The organism is Exiguobacterium sp. s43 (assembly GCF_018617255.1).
Lineage (GTDB): Bacteria > Bacillota > Bacilli > Exiguobacteriales > Exiguobacteriaceae > Exiguobacterium > Exiguobacterium profundum.
The window spans coordinates 374,717-388,886 of the sequence record NZ_JACSJT010000001.1 but is presented as its reverse complement, the minus strand read 5'-3'; the positions used below and the strand labels follow the sequence as shown (position 1 = coordinate 388,886).

Annotated in this window: 13 protein-coding genes; all 13 read right to left on the bottom strand. The window is 52.1% G+C overall.

Annotation, left to right across the window (positions count from 1 at the left end):
* Positions 1–13: 13 nt before the first annotated feature.
* The 13 genes from KNO79_RS02090 to KNO79_RS02030 all read right to left on the bottom strand — a co-directional run bounded on the left by KNO79_RS02090 (position 14) and on the right by KNO79_RS02030 (position 14,164).
* Positions 14–994 (bottom strand): glycosyltransferase family 2 protein, encoded by a 981-nt coding sequence (locus KNO79_RS02090; RefSeq protein ID WP_214690502.1) that lies wholly within the window; start codon positions 992–994, stop codon positions 14–16.
* A 40-nt stretch (positions 995–1,034) separates the two neighbouring features.
* A complete protein-coding gene (gene rfbB / locus KNO79_RS02085; protein WP_214690501.1) occupies positions 1,035–2,087 on the bottom strand; it encodes a dTDP-glucose 4,6-dehydratase in 1,053 nt (350 codons plus the stop codon).
* Positions 1,993–2,964, bottom strand: a complete 972-nt coding sequence (gene rfbA, locus KNO79_RS02080) for a glucose-1-phosphate thymidylyltransferase RfbA (RefSeq protein WP_214690500.1) — start codon at positions 2,962–2,964, stop codon at positions 1,993–1,995. The genes rfbB and rfbA overlap by 95 nt, the downstream gene beginning before the upstream one ends.
* Entirely contained in the window at positions 2,961–4,082 is a 1,122-nt protein-coding gene (locus tag KNO79_RS02075; RefSeq protein WP_214690499.1) for a DegT/DnrJ/EryC1/StrS family aminotransferase, read from the bottom strand. The genes rfbA and KNO79_RS02075 overlap by 4 nt, the downstream gene beginning before the upstream one ends.
* Positions 4,083–4,107: 25 nt before the next feature.
* Entirely contained in the window at positions 4,108–5,085 is a 978-nt protein-coding gene (locus KNO79_RS02070; RefSeq protein ID WP_214690498.1) for a glycosyltransferase family 2 protein, read from the bottom strand.
* Positions 5,086–5,099: 14 nt separating this feature from the next.
* Positions 5,100–6,212 (bottom strand): polysaccharide biosynthesis C-terminal domain-containing protein, encoded by a 1,113-nt coding sequence (locus KNO79_RS02065; RefSeq protein ID WP_214690497.1) that lies wholly within the window; start codon positions 6,210–6,212, stop codon positions 5,100–5,102.
* Complete coding sequence (locus KNO79_RS02060; RefSeq protein ID WP_251125261.1) at positions 6,176–7,432, bottom strand: ATP-grasp domain-containing protein; 1,257 nt, start codon at positions 7,430–7,432, stop codon at positions 6,176–6,178. Before KNO79_RS02060 ends, KNO79_RS02065 begins: the two co-directional genes overlap by 37 nt.
* Positions 7,341–8,618 (bottom strand): glycosyltransferase family 4 protein, encoded by a 1,278-nt coding sequence (locus KNO79_RS02055; RefSeq protein WP_214690496.1) that lies wholly within the window; start codon positions 8,616–8,618, stop codon positions 7,341–7,343. Before KNO79_RS02055 ends, KNO79_RS02060 begins: the two co-directional genes overlap by 92 nt.
* Positions 8,582–9,625, bottom strand: a complete 1,044-nt coding sequence (locus KNO79_RS02050; protein WP_159562892.1) for a polysaccharide biosynthesis protein — start codon at positions 9,623–9,625, stop codon at positions 8,582–8,584. The genes KNO79_RS02055 and KNO79_RS02050 overlap by 37 nt, the downstream gene beginning before the upstream one ends.
* Positions 9,626–9,731: 106 nt before the next feature.
* Positions 9,732–10,370 (bottom strand): sugar transferase, encoded by a 639-nt coding sequence (locus tag KNO79_RS02045; RefSeq protein WP_214690495.1) that lies wholly within the window; start codon positions 10,368–10,370, stop codon positions 9,732–9,734.
* Between the two features lie 3 nt (positions 10,371–10,373).
* Positions 10,374–11,525 (bottom strand): non-hydrolyzing UDP-N-acetylglucosamine 2-epimerase, encoded by a 1,152-nt coding sequence (gene wecB, locus KNO79_RS02040; protein ID WP_214690494.1) that lies wholly within the window; start codon positions 11,523–11,525, stop codon positions 10,374–10,376.
* Between the two features lie 11 nt (positions 11,526–11,536).
* On the bottom strand, positions 11,537–13,099 hold the full coding sequence (locus KNO79_RS02035; RefSeq protein ID WP_214690493.1) for an oligosaccharide flippase family protein: 1,563 nt from the start codon (positions 13,097–13,099) through the stop codon (positions 11,537–11,539).
* Between the two features lie 18 nt (positions 13,100–13,117).
* Complete coding sequence (locus KNO79_RS02030) at positions 13,118–14,164, bottom strand: EpsG family protein (RefSeq protein ID WP_214690492.1); 1,047 nt, start codon at positions 14,162–14,164, stop codon at positions 13,118–13,120.
* Positions 14,165–14,170 lie beyond the last annotated feature (6 nt).

Here is a 14,170-nt window from a genome sequence, read left to right as displayed (position 1 = left end):
TGAGCCGCCTCCTTTAACCGAGCTGGAGCGAGCGCATGCGAATCAACCACTCCATCAAGATTGGATGTCGCACCATCAAGTAGGGACGTAGCCGCTCTCTACCGACAAATCGCTCCACATATTGATCATACCGAGGTGACTTCAGCGCTTGAAAATCTCGTCGAAGTCGATGCAACCCGACCTCGAACGATAAGCGAGAGATTTCGATTTCTTGATGAAATCTGCCATTCGTATAGGAATCGAACGCATCCATCATTCGGATGAACGCCTCGATCCGCTCGATGTCGCGCTCCCTGTTTCGTTGACGCCACTTCGTGGTGACCGACCCGGACACACCGAATCGATATACGCTCATCACCTCAGGCATGTAGTAGGCGTAACCTTGGCTTGCGACGTGCAATTTGAGCGCGCCGTCGAAGGCAGGCGTATCGCCGATCCAATCTAACAGATGGTCTGTCAGTCCATTTCGGTACAGCATGGACATCGTTGGAATGAAGCCGAGTAGCTGTAACTCCCCGGCATGATAGGTCCGCGGTTCCGTCGAGGCATACTTTCTGTTTTCAGGCATCCACGGGATGACGCGCCATCCGGTATGGAGTGTGTCGTCCGTTTCGACATACGCATCATGAAAACAGAGCGTACAGTCCGGATGGGCTTCCATATAGTCGACTTGTTTCTGCAACTTTTGCGGGTCGGTCCAGTAGTCATCCCCGTCACAAAGCGCGATGTACTTGCCACGCGCCCTCTCTTCGTTCAACAGATTCACCAACACACCTTGAGAATATTGGTTTTCCGTTTGATAGATGACCCGAATGAGGTTTGGGTGCTGTTCTTCATATTTACGTACGATGTCTGCCGTCCGATCCGTTGAGGCATCCTCATGAATGAGGATTTCAAATTCAAAATCTGTTTCCTGCATCAAAAATCCTTCAATCGTTTTGGCGATGTACGGTTCGTGGTTATATGTGATGCAGTCGATGCTGACCATCACCATGTCGATCCCCCCTTCCCCGGGATGATAGAACGGTGCAAATTCAGGAAGAATACATGTCTTGATAATAGGTTTTGTACGCTCCCGAGACAATGCGCTCAACCCATTCCGGATGTGACCGATACCATTCAATCGTCTCTTTGATTCCTTGTTCAAAACGATAGCGCGGCATCCACCCTAATTCGTCTTTCATTTTCGTCGCGTCAATGGCATAACGACGGTCATGACCAGGGCGATCCGTCACGAATTGGATGCGATCATCGGGTAAGTCAAACGCCTGTAAAATCGTTCGGACGAGCTCGAGGTTCGTCTTCTCGTTATGTCCGCCGATGTTATAGACTTCCCCGACCTGTCCCTGCTGCCGAACGAGATCAATCGCTTCACAGTGATCTTGTACATGTAACCAATCTCGGATATGTCCTCCGTCCCCATATACTGGGAGTAGTTGATCAGTCATACAATGGTGCACCATGAGCGGAATCAGTTTCTCGGGGAATTGATACGGACCATAATTGTTGCTGCAACGGGTGATCTTAATCGGTAATCCGTAAGTCTCATGATAGGAACGAACGAGCAAATCGGACCCGGCCTTCGAGGCGGAATAGGGGCTGTTCGGGGCGAGGGGTGTCTCTTCAGTAAAGAATCCCGTCTCCCCGAGCGACCCGTATACCTCATCCGTCGAGACATGGACGAAACAGACATTGTCTCGGTATTCTCGACTGTATTTGTCGTCCGGATATCGTTTCCAATGCCGCATGGCCACGTCGAGCAACACTTGTGTACCAAGGATATTCGTCGAGAGGAACAACTCCGGCTCAAGAATACTTCGGTCGACATGCGATTCCGCTGCAAAATGCACGACTTCGTCAATCTCAAAGAGAGAGAACAGTTCATCAATCGCCGGACGGTCGCGGATGTCTACTTTCCGAAACACGTAGAGCGAGTCGTGCTCGAACGCCTGGACATTCTCTAAATTGCCGGCATAGGTCAAAGCGTCGACGTTAAGGATTCGTGACGTTGGATGTTTGTCCCGAAAGTGTTTTATGAAATTTGAACCGATGAACCCGGCTCCGCCAGTCACTAGGATCGTATGCATTGGTCTGTTCTCCTTCCTCTAGAAGCGATATCAAATACTGTCCGTAATCGGTCATCTTGAGCGTTTGACCGATGTCGGCCAATTGCTCTCGTGTGATGAACCCACGACGCCACGCAATCTCCTCCAGACATGCGATGTAATAGCCTTGCCGTTCCTGTACCGTCTGTACGAAAATGGAGGCTTTGATCATCCCCTCAGGCGTCCCGGTATCGAGCCATGCCATCCCGCGACCGAACAAGACGACGTTCAACTCGCCTCGTTCCAAATACATCTGATTGATTGACGTGATCTCAAGCTCACCGCGTGGGGACGGCTTCACTTGTTTCGCGAACTCGACGACCTGATTGTCATAAAAGTAGAGACCCGGTACCGCATAATTGGATTTCGGGACCGCCGGTTTCTCTTCGATGGACAAGACACGACGGTCCGCATCAAACTCGACGACACCGAATGCCCGTGGGTCTTTGACCGGATACCCGAACACCGTCGCGCCTGACTGCCGCTCTTTCGCATCCTGTAAAAAGCGCGTCAAGTTCGGGCCATAGAAGACGTTATCCCCTAAGATGAGGCAAACCGAGTCGTCCCCGATGAACGATTCTCCTAATATGAAAGCATCCGCGAGACCGACCGGACGCTCTTGTACTTGGTACGTAATCGAGATTCCGAGTTGATGCCCGTCACCGAACAGTCGCTCATACCCGGAGATGTCTTTCGGGGTCGAGATCAATAAAACCTCCTTGATGCCGGCGAGCATCAACACCGACATCGGATAATAGATGAGGGGCTTGTCGTAGATCGGCAATAGCTGTTTCGAGACTGCTTTCGTCATCGGGTAGAGACGCGTCCCGTTCCCACCCGCTAGAATGATCCCTTTCATCGTTCATTCCCTCCTTCAAGGATTACGTCACAAATGCGGTCGACCATCTCCATTGTCATGTCCGGATACAGAGGTAACGTGATCACCCGATCCGAGACGTACGTGGCGTTCGGTACGGATGCGTCGAATGCGTAGCAGGAAAAATCGGTCACGAGCGGATAGAAGTACTTCCGGGCGAGAATCCCATGCTGCGCTAAGTATGCCATCATGTCATCGCGTGCCTCTCTCCCTGGCGTGACGAGAACCGGATAGTACGCATAGTTGGACTCGGTTCGTTCATTCCGGAGGTTCAAGCGAAGAAACGAAGCGTCCCTTAAACGGGTGTCGTATCGCTCGACCAGACGTTTCCGCTTTTCAATGTCGGTATCAATCCGTGGGAGGTTGCACCGTCCCATCGCCGCCTGAAACTCATTCATCTTGGCGTTGCCCCCAACCGATTCGACGGATTCTGGTCCGGTGATCCCAAAGTTGACGGCTTGATGAATCGCCTCGATGTAACGGGTATCCCGGAACGTGAGCACCCCACCTTCAATCGTATGAAACACTTTCGTCGCATGAAAGCTGAACATCGTCATATCGCCGAACGTCGAGACATCGCGCCCGTCGTGCCGGACACCGAACGCGTGCGCCGCATCGTAGAGGACGTGGAGCCCATGGTGTTTCGCGACTTGTTCAATCGCCTCCACGTCACATACGTTCCCATACACATGAACGGGGAGGATGGCCGTCGTCCGTTCCGTGATCAGCGCCTCGATTTTGTCGACGTCAATCGTATAGTCGACGGGGTTGATGTCACAGAAGACAGGGGTGATTTGTTTTCGGATGAGCGCATGCGTCGTCGAGGCGAACGTGAACGGCGTCGTGATGACCTCACCCGTCAATCCGAGCACGTCAATCGCCGTTTCGAGGGCCAGATGACCGTTCGTCAATAAAGAGACGTGCGGGACGTGGAGACGCTGCTCTAACTCTTCTTCTAATGCCCGCACATGCTCGCCACGGTTGCTCAAGTGACGCGATTCCCAAAGGGGACGAATCATCTCGACATACGTATCAAAATCCGGCATACTCGGTCGCGTGACGGGAATGACGGCATCTGCTTCTACATTTGAACCATTCATGGTGAGATCACCCCTTTCCTTTCGCTTAAGCGAATGCTCGGTTTCGTACTTTGATCAGCCACTCCGTTAAATGCGGCTGCTTGATCATCAGGTAAGGTCGGATTCGATCGATTCCGACGAATCGATCGAGATACGCGTCATACCGAGTGGAACGTAACACATCATACTCTCCTTTCAATCGGTGAAGCCCCACTTCAAAAGAGATTCGTGATAACTCTAAATCCTGATGGTATTTCCCATCGGTATAGGCATCAAATAAGTTGATAAAATGAATGAAGTCCTCATGTCGCTTCACGTCACGTTCGACATTCCCCTCGTTCCACATGGTCGTCGCCGACCCTTCCACCTCGTAGCGATAGACACTCATCACTTCCGGCATGTAGTAGGCGTATCCCCTGCTCGTGATATACAAGCGAATCGATGCATCTCGCGCCGGCGTCTCCTCGAGCCATCGCGGGGCGTCACGGAAATCGTTCACATACAACATGGACATCGTCGGAACGAACCCGAGTAACTGTAATTCTCCGGCATCATACGTCCGGGGCACGGATGAAGCAAGCTTTCGATTTTCCGGCATCCATGGAATGACGTGCCAATTCGTGTGGAGCTTCCCACCTGTCTCGACGTACGCATCGTGGAAACAAAGCGTACAGTCCGGATGGGCTTCCATATAGTCGACTTGTTTTTGCAGTTTGTACGGGTCGGTCCAGTAATCATCGCCCTCACAAACCGCGATGTATTTGCCGCGTGCCCGCTCCTCGTTCAACCGGGCGATGAACACGCCTTTTGAATATTGATTCTCCGTCTGATAGATGACGTTGAATTTTTCAGGATATTTCTGAACGTATTCCCGGATGATGTCTGCCGTCCGATCCGTCGAGGCGTCATCATGGATCAGAATCTCGACCTCGAAGTTCGTGCGCTGTGACAAAAAGCCTTCAATCGCCTGAGCGATGTACTTCTCGTGATTGTATGTGATGCAGTTGATGCTCACCATGACCATGATGAATCCCTCCTTTATGAGACTTCCGCGTCTTGTGCGACAGTGGCTCGATAGGTGTCCGGTTGACTCGCGTCGAACGGCTCGTTCACCCACATCACCGTCACTAAATCTTTCACGCCCGTGTTTTCGATATGATGGACGTAACCTGGCGGAATCTCGATGACTTCAAGCTGTTCTTCACTGACATGGAACGAGATGATCTGATCTTGGTCCATCAATCGGAGCCGAATCACGCCTTCACCGCTGACGACGATGAATTGTTCATGTTTCGACTCATGCCAGTGCTCCCCTTTTGTGATTCCGGGTTTGGCCACGTTGACGGAGACTTGACCACGGTCAGGCGTCTTGAACAGTTCTGTGAACGATCCCCGCACGTCCTGATGCATCAAGAGAGGCGTGACCATCCGTTCTTTCGGCAAGTAACTTAAGTACGTGCTGTACAGCTTTTTCGTAAAAGGATCCGATACATCCGGTACCCCTCTAGCCATTCGGACCGCTTCGAACGATTCAATCATTCGGGCAAGGTCGAATAATGTGATCTGGTGTGTCGGGACATCTGAATCGGTGCTTTCTGTTTTATGCAACGCCCCTACAAACGATGCGACGACGTCATCGACATGGGCGAGCGTCAACACGTGATTGGGATGTGTGACCGTGATGTCCTCTCCTCGTGCAATCTGATAACAAAACGTCGTGACCGCACTGTTATAGAATGGTCTCCCCCATTTGCCGAACAGGTTCGGGAGCCGATATATGTGAACCGGTGCCCCGCTCCGTTGACCGTACAGCCGCAAAATGTCCTCCGCTTCTCGTTTACTGTTTCCGTAAGGATTGTCTTGAGTCGCTTGAATCGATGAGGCGAAAAAGACGGGGACCGGATTATAGGACAGCAATTCGGTGGCGATCGCCTCGGTCAAGTCGACGTTTCCCGTCGTGAATTCTTCGACTCGTTCGGGACGGTTCACTCCGGCCACATGATAGACGGCGTCCGCTCGACGCAGATAGCTGCTTCGTTCCACGGATGAGGTCGAACGGGTGATCGGGAGGACGAGATGCCCAGCCCGCTCCAAGGCGTGGACGAGGTGTCTGCCTAAAAAACCGTTCGCACCGGTGACGACGATGTCCATGATTCTCCCTCCGTTTCTTCGGTCGACTTGATGTGTAAGGTCAGCCATCGCTCGGGATGTTCGACGAGTCGAAGCATCGTCTCGACGTCTTCAAACTCTAGAATCAAACTACCGAGTGCTTGATTTGCCCCTTCGAAGCGCGGTACCACATCTCCGACGTTGTAATAGATGTTCGCTTGTCGAATCGTATATGCGTCCTCATCGAAATGGACACCCATGAATCGCCCCGTTTCTTGACTGCCGATGATGAAATAGGCGGACGGTACGGTCACTGGTTTCATCTCGATCGTCACCGGTATCCCGAGTGCGACATCAATCGTCGCCTGGACCAAGTCGACGCCTGTCGCTTGTTCGATGATTTGTGGGATGTAATTCCCTCCGTTCCGTGGACCGATATCCATCAGATAGACGTCTTCTCCTTTGACGAAGATGTCGAAGTTGAACGCGCCTTGCTTGAAGCCGACTTTAGTCAACATCCGTTGCAACGTCTCATGTACCTGTTCGAGCACGTGAGGCGGATGGACACTCGGGAAACTCGCACTGATCGGGGCGAACGGGTTGACTCCGTTCACATTGAAGTGTCCGTTTCCGAAACAACGAAACACCAACTCCCCGTCGACGACAAATCCATCACCCGCTAATTGATAGCCGTCTCGGGTAATGAACTCCTCCACGACTACTTCCTGATTGAATGACATCGTAAATGCCACTCGAAGATGGCGACGAAGCTGCTCAATCCCGTTCCCCCGACTCCATTTGTTGACCCCTTTACTCCCAGAGGCGTCGGCCGGTTTGATGATGTACTCGCCCGCTCGATTCCGTAACGTTTCGACGGCTATTTCTAGTTCGGTAAACGCAAAGGCTTCCGGGACGGCAAAGCCATGTCGCTGTAGGAATGTTCGAAACTTCGCTTTATTCGTCAACGTTTCGACCGTTTCTAGCGAGTTCGTCACTAAACCGAGCGCTTCTCCGACATAGGCGGCCGTTCGCGCCGCCGGGTCGGAGGCATAAGCGACAATCCCATCGATGCCTTCTTCTCTCGCGATGGCGAGGACTGCTTCCCGATCAAGCGTGCTCGTACAGTAATAGCGATCGGCCACGAGTCGACCTGGATTATCCGGTAGATAGTCACAGAGAACGGTGAATATCCCTTGTTGTTTCGCTTTTTGGATGATGGGAACTTGATGCATCGCGCCCCCGAGCAACATCAGCTTCAGCATGGTGAGAATCTCCTTTGCGATAAAGTGGTTGGAGTAAATCGGCGTAGATGGCAGCAGTACTGGCGTTCAGTCGCGGTGTCACGAGTTCTTTCGATTGTTGTCCGTGAGCTTTCAATTTTTCAGGATGTTCCAGATACCGCTTAAGCTCGGTCACGAGTGACGCCACCGTCGGTTCGCATTTGTAACAGTTAATGCCTTCGTGCAGATGTCTCTCAACGTTGTTGACGTCATGGCTGACAACAATCCCCATCCCGGACGCGCAGGCTTCAATGATGCTGATGTTCCCGTTCGAATAGGTCGCCGGTAATACGAGGATGTCCGAACTCCGGTAAACGAGATTCAATCCTTCCCACGACTCGATTTCGTCAAGGAACGTGACGTCCTTCAACTGCTCGTCCTCGATATATCGCCGACACGCATCTGCGAGGTGTCCGTCGCGATTGAGCGACATGGAAAGGTTCGGATATTCTTCTTTCAAGATTCGATACGCCTCCAAGGCGACGAGCGGTTGATAACGTTCAATTAAGCGATTGGCAAACAACAGATGAATCGGGTCATTTGGTCCTTTCTGACGCAATGGGTGCGACATATGCGTCTCGATATCAATCGGATAGGGCGCCGAGACGACTCGTTCGGAAGGGAAGCCTAGTTCCTTGATAAATTGATCGCGTGCGACGTTTCCCATTCCGAAAATCAAATCGGTCCGCTTGAACAGTCGATGAATCCGTGTGGTCTTGTGCAAGCCGTTTTCTCTTGTCAATAACGTCGATTCGCCGCTCGTCTCACCTCGAACGTTTCGGATTGGCTCGCTCATGACGACGACGCGCACCCCGAACAGTTTGACAATTTTTAAGAGAATTGCGTGAAACGGGGTAAAGCCGGCTAGTAGCAAGATATGCGGTCGAAACCGGATGAGTTGGACAAACACATCGAGTGACAGATAGTTCGTCTTTTTCGAGAAATAGGAGCCTCTCAAGACGCGACAGCGTTTACCAAGTGGGATGACCCACCAATCAGGACGTTGATCCGTGATTTGTCTATAAAACCAAAACTCAGTATCAAAATATTTATGGAGCGCGTCAGCGAATTTCACTTGATACGGGGAAGCCATATTGGATAAGAAGACGATTCGTTCTCTGGTCATCACACTCACCCGATTCGTTTCGCGGAAGCGGGAATCGTCCATTTCGCGAGTTCTTCCTGGATGTAAGGTAACGTCAACAAGAGTTCCTTCACTTCCTCCACATCGAGCTGTCTCGTATTGTTCGAGTTGTACTCGCCTTGAGCAGTCAACTCCTGGCTGCCTTCACTGAAGTACTTCTCGTAGTTCAAGTCACGATTGTCGGCCGGGACGCGGAAGAATCCACCCATGTCCTCGGAGACGACTTTCTCTTCCCGGGTCATCAACGTCTCGAACGCTTTCTCACCGTGGCGGGTCCCGATGACTTTGATGGGGAGATCGACCCCGAACAGTTGTTTCACGGCTTCCGCGAGCACACCGATTGTCGAGGCAGGTGATTTTTGGACCATGATGTCACCGGCATGCGCATGATGGAATGCGAAGACGACGAGTTCGACCGCATCGGCCAAGCTCATCAAGAAACGCGTCATGAGCGGATCGGTCACGGTGAGCGGCTCCCCTTTTTTGATTTGCTCCACGAATAATGGGATGACCGACCCACGCGAGGCCATCACGTTCCCGTAACGGGTCCCGCAGATGAGCGTCCGGTCTGGTCCGACCGCACGGGCCTTGGCGACGAAAACTTTTTCCATCATCGCTTTGGAGATTCCCATCGCATTGATTGGGTAGGCCGCCTTATCCGTCGAAAGACAGATGACCTTCTCCACACCCGCTTCGATGGCGGCATTCAAGACATTTTCCGTACCGAGAATATTCGTCTTCACCGCTTCGATTGGGAAAAACTCACACGAGGGAACTTGTTTTAGTGCCGCTGCATGGAAAACGTAATCGACCCCATACATGGCATTTTTGACACTGTTCGGGTCCCGTACATCGCCAATGTAGAATTTTAACTTGTCATGATGATAGCGATTGCGAATGTCTTCTTGTTTCTTCTCATCCCGTGAAAAGATGCGAATCTCTTTGATGTTCGTATCGAGGAATCGCTCCATCACGGCATTGCCGAACGATCCCGTCCCACCCGTGATGAGCAATGTTTTATTGGAAAACATAAGAAGGCTCCTTTCGTAGCTGTCTAGTCTCAGATGTAGGAAGAGCGGTATGTCATCATTTACCCGGTTGGTCTCACTTAAATTGGTAACTTAATGGAAACCGTTATCATTTTTTCGCAACATGCATCATCTTCTTTTCTTCAGACGTCGGGCTGGGTGGGGGCGCCCCTTCCACGATTCCTTCCCGGAGCAAAACGTTCCTGACGGTCAAGGCGATACAGCGCAGATCGAACCATAAGCTCATCTGGCGAACGTATTCCCCGTCGAGTTTCGCCTTCATCTCAATCGGAAGCTCATCGCGCCCCTTCACTTGTGCCCATCCGGTCAGCCCCGGCAGCGCTTCTGTCGCGCCTACCTGTCGACGGGCCTCGACCAAGTCGTCTTGGTTCCACAGTGCGGGTCTCGGTCCGACGATGGCCATCTCGCCTTTTAAAATGTTTACGAGCTGTGGCAATTCATCGAGACTCGTCTTGCGAAGAAACGCCCCGACGCGCGTGATGTGTTTCGTGGAGTCGTTAAACAGATGTGTCGGGACATCGTTCGGGGTGTCTTGATGCATCGTCCGGAACTTATACATCCAAAAACGTGTCTCCCGTAACCCGATGCGCTCCTGTTTGAAAAAGACGGGACCCCTCGAATCGATTTTGATCAAGAGGGCGATGAGGAGCAGAAACGGTGCGAGAAGAAGGAGCGCGACTCCGCTGAGCGTCCCGTCAAAAACTCGTTTGAACGTCATATAGTCCATGGCTCACACCTCTTTCTTCTCGGTCGACACCGGATGCTGCTTCCACACCTCTCGCATCACATAGTCCGTGTAGGACAACAAGATGCGGAGCACTTTATCGGAGACGTTCGGCATGGCGTAATCGTTCACGAGTCGCATCGGACCTTCCGTTTCTTCTAAGATTCGAAGCGCCTGAAGCACCCGTTCCCGCTTCAATCCGACCATCATCGCTGCCCCTTCCTCCATCGCCTCCGGACGCTCATGCGCTTGTCGGATATTCAATCCTTTGATTCCAAGAATCGAGCTTTCTTCACTGATCGTACCGCTGTCCGACAACACGGCCTTCGCATGGAGTTGCAGGTGGACGTAGTCACTGAAGCCGAGCGGCTTGAGGGTACGAATGTTTGGATGGAGACGCACCCCACTCTCACGAATGCGTTTTGCCGTCCGGGGATGGGTGCTGACGATGAGGGGGAGCTGGTACGTGGTCGCGACCGCATTGAGCGTGTCGACGAGATCGAAAAAGTTCTCGTCATCACTGATGTTTTCATCGCGATGGGCCGATACGACGAAATAGGCATCTCGCTCCAAGTCGAGCCGTTCGAGCACGTCTGACCGCTCGATCTTCTCCCGTTGACGATGGAGCACCTCGTACATCGGGCTCCCCGTCTTGATGATGCGGTCCGCCGGTAACCCTTCACGAAGCAGATACTCGCGTGCGATGTCACTATAGGTCAGATTGATGTCGGCGATATGGTCGACGATGCGACGATTCGTCTCCTCCGGGACCCGTTCATCAAAACAGCGATTCCCTGCCTCCATATGGAAGATGGGAATGTGATGACGTTTTGCGGCGATGGCTGCGAGACAGCTGTTCGTGTCCCCGAGTAGCAAGACCGCGTCCGGACGCTCGGATGCGAGCACGGGATCGATGGCGATGAGGATATTGCCGATCGTCGCCATCGGACCATCCGCCGAGGCGTCTAACACATAATCCGGTGTCCGCAGGCCAAAGTCTTCAAAGAAAATCTGATTCAATTCATAATCATAGTTTTGTCCCGTATGAACGAGCACATGATCGATTGCCTCGGAGGCTTCGAGACGTGCCATCACGGCGGACAATCGAATGATTTCGGGTCTAGTACCAACAATCGTCATGACCTTGAGTCGTTTCATCTTGTTCCCTCCTAGGATGTGTGGTGAATGGATAGGATGCGTAGTTTCAATTGAGCGAACACTTGGCGGAACATGGCTTTCTCCGTTTCATCAAATGCGAGTCCCCACATGATGATGGCGTATATGCTGATGAGCACGATTCCCTTCAAGCCGAAGCCGAACCAGTTCGAGGACGGGAAGAAGAACTGGATTCCCCAGCCGATGAGCGTGTACAGGAGAATACCGGGCAAGAGTTTCAGATGGCATTTGCGGAAAAAGCCAAGAATGTCGAGACCGAGGACCCGATGATAAATCACGTTCATATAGAAGACGAGACCGACGATGTTGCCGATGCAAATGGCGATGGCCGCACCAATCGGACCAAAGTGTGGAATCAACAGTGGCGAGAGCGTCATACTGATGGCGGCCACGATAAGGGCTGCGAACGCCCGATACTTCACCTTGTTTTCGGCAATGAGTGTCGTGTTGCCGATGTCTTGCGTCAACGTGATCACACTCGGTGCAATCAAGAGAAGCGCGATCACGTAGGAGTCGGTGAAGTCTGGTCCGACCCATAGGTGCATGAACTCTCGACCGAGGATGAAGAACGAAGCGAGAATGAGTCCGACGATATACAGTTGAATTCGACCGATGCGGACGAAGAGGTACCCGATGGCCTCACGATCGTTTCGGGACAACATCCGACTGACCTTCGGAAGGAACAAATAGCCGAGTGAAGCCGCAATGGTCCAGACGTATCCTTCGATGACCATCCCGACGGAAAAGAGGGCAATCGACGCACTGCCTGCTAGAATCCCTAGTAGGCTCGGGGTGATGTTCAACACGAAGCGTTGGGCAACGAGCGTGATCGTGCTCCAGGATGTGAAACTAAAGATGTCCCGATATATTCCTTTCTCTCGATTCTGAAAGTTGGCGCGGACGAGAGTCTTGCGCCGAATGAAGACGTATTCAACGAGTAAGACGATTGTGCCGACCAGCGCATTAACGATGACAAGGGCATACAACCCATAGCCGAGAAGAAGCGCGGTGACCATCAAAGCGACCGTCCCGACCTTCTCAGCGAGATGCAGGGCACTCGAGAAGAGGAATTGTTCATGGGATACGAGAATGCCAGAGAATGGCTTCGTCGGGAACGAGACGACGATGAACAGTCCCGCGATGACATAGAGCACTTTCAACTGTTCGAGTTCGGTCGCTGTCAAACTCGAGTAAATCGAGTCCAAGAAGAAGTAGACGACGGTGAGGATGAGGAAGAGGACGAGTGAGATGGCGATGAACAGTTTATAGGCGATGCCTAAAAATCGTCCTGCCCGCTCGTGGTCCCCCTCCGCCATATACTTGCTCATGAATCGTGAGACGGCCGCATCGAGCCCGAAGTCCATCGCGAACATACTGATGAGAGAGATGGTCAGCATATACAACCCGTAACTCGCCTGCCCGATTTCATGAATCATCCACGGCGTATAGATGAGACCGGATAAGATGCCGAAAAAGATCTGTGTGTAGGACATGACCGCTCCAATCTTGATTTTGCGGTTACTGGCTGCCTCGTCTAGCGTCATGCGTGTCGACATATGCTTCACCTCCTCGTTTTACCAAAAGAACGAATACACCGGCGCTTCGCGAATAAACAAGAGACCGAGCAACATAACTGCCGAGTAATAGACGACGAGTCGTTCCCGCCGCTCGAACGTGCCGACAATCTCTGGAATCATCAACAATAGGAAGAGTGAAAAGTATTGGACGAGCCGCATCATGGACGGGTTTAAGAATGTCAACGGCAAGAGACAGGCGGCGAGTAACAACGCATTGAAGAAATGGATGGCGGATGGATTGTTCGCTAAAATTTGATCTTTTCGCCATAGTGCCATGAAGAGAACAGAGAGCAACATCAGACTGAAGTTGACCGCCCCGGCCCCTTCCATGGCGCTGTAGGTTTCATAGCCAGACACTTGAACGAGCAGATCGAAGAACGAATTCCGGAAGACGAACAATCCGATGACGACCCCGAACATGGTCATCAAATACGCTTTGGTCAGTTGCTTGTTCGCTAAAAAGTAGAACGGGACGAAGATGAGCGAGGATTTATGAATCGTCATGGCGATGCATACGAGCAGAAGGAACCAGCCCAACTTCCGCGCCCGCACGAAATGGTATCCGACGAGCACGACGAGCGCGGTCGCCACCGTTTGGCGTAAGCCGGTGACGGCGAAGAATTCGTAGAAGAGGACCGAAAAGAGCAGGAAACTGATGAGCGGTTCGCTCGAGTATTTGTAGATGAAATAGCCGAGTGGGATCATGAAAATCATCGCGATGAGCACGAGATACACTTGATAGTCCGTAATCACATACTGGATGAGACGTTGGAACAGGTAGAAACCCGGGTCCTCGCTCTCAGTGAAGACGATTTCAAAGAAGCGGTCGGTGAACGCACCGAGCGGTAACGTTTGCGACTGAAGGAAGAGTGCCTTGTACTGCGCGGTATCTGCCCCGACGGTGACGTCTCGGAAGCCTGACAAGACGATCCATTGAATCGTGGCGAAAGATACGAACCAAGCACGGCGACTCGGAATCTCGTGACGGATCAACAACAGTCCCCAACCGACCAACAGCGCCATATTGACTAAATAGATCGTCATCTCAAC

Coding starts and splice junctions, on each gene's coding strand:
- KNO79_RS02075 (WP_214690499.1), bottom strand. CDS start 4,082: ATGAATGGTTCAAATGTAGAAGCAGATGCCGTCATTCCCGTCACGCGA.
- wecB (WP_214690494.1), bottom strand. CDS start 11,525: ATGAAACGACTCAAGGTCATGACGATTGTTGGTACTAGACCCGAAATC.
- KNO79_RS02030 (WP_214690492.1), bottom strand. CDS start 14,164: ATGACGATCTATTTAGTCAATATGGCGCTGTTGGTCGGTTGGGGACTG.
- rfbA (WP_214690500.1), bottom strand. CDS start 2,964: ATGAAAGGGATCATTCTAGCGGGTGGGAACGGGACGCGTCTCTACCCG.
- KNO79_RS02035 (WP_214690493.1), bottom strand. CDS start 13,099: ATGTCGACACGCATGACGCTAGACGAGGCAGCCAGTAACCGCAAAATC.
- KNO79_RS02060 (WP_251125261.1), bottom strand. CDS start 7,432: ATGCTGAAGCTGATGTTGCTCGGGGGCGCGATGCATCAAGTTCCCATC.
- rfbB (WP_214690501.1), bottom strand. CDS start 2,087: ATGCATACGATCCTAGTGACTGGCGGAGCCGGGTTCATCGGTTCAAAT.
- KNO79_RS02090 (WP_214690502.1), bottom strand. CDS start 994: ATGGTGATGGTCAGCATCGACTGCATCACATATAACCACGAACCGTAC.
- KNO79_RS02070 (WP_214690498.1), bottom strand. CDS start 5,085: ATGGTCATGGTGAGCATCAACTGCATCACATACAATCACGAGAAGTAC.
- KNO79_RS02055 (WP_214690496.1), bottom strand. CDS start 8,618: ATGGACGATTCCCGCTTCCGCGAAACGAATCGGGTGAGTGTGATGACC.
- KNO79_RS02045 (WP_214690495.1), bottom strand. CDS start 10,370: ATGGACTATATGACGTTCAAACGAGTTTTTGACGGGACGCTCAGCGGA.
- KNO79_RS02065 (WP_214690497.1), bottom strand. CDS start 6,212: ATGGACATCGTCGTCACCGGTGCGAACGGTTTTTTAGGCAGACACCTC.
- KNO79_RS02050 (WP_159562892.1), bottom strand. CDS start 9,625: ATGTTTTCCAATAAAACATTGCTCATCACGGGTGGGACGGGATCGTTC.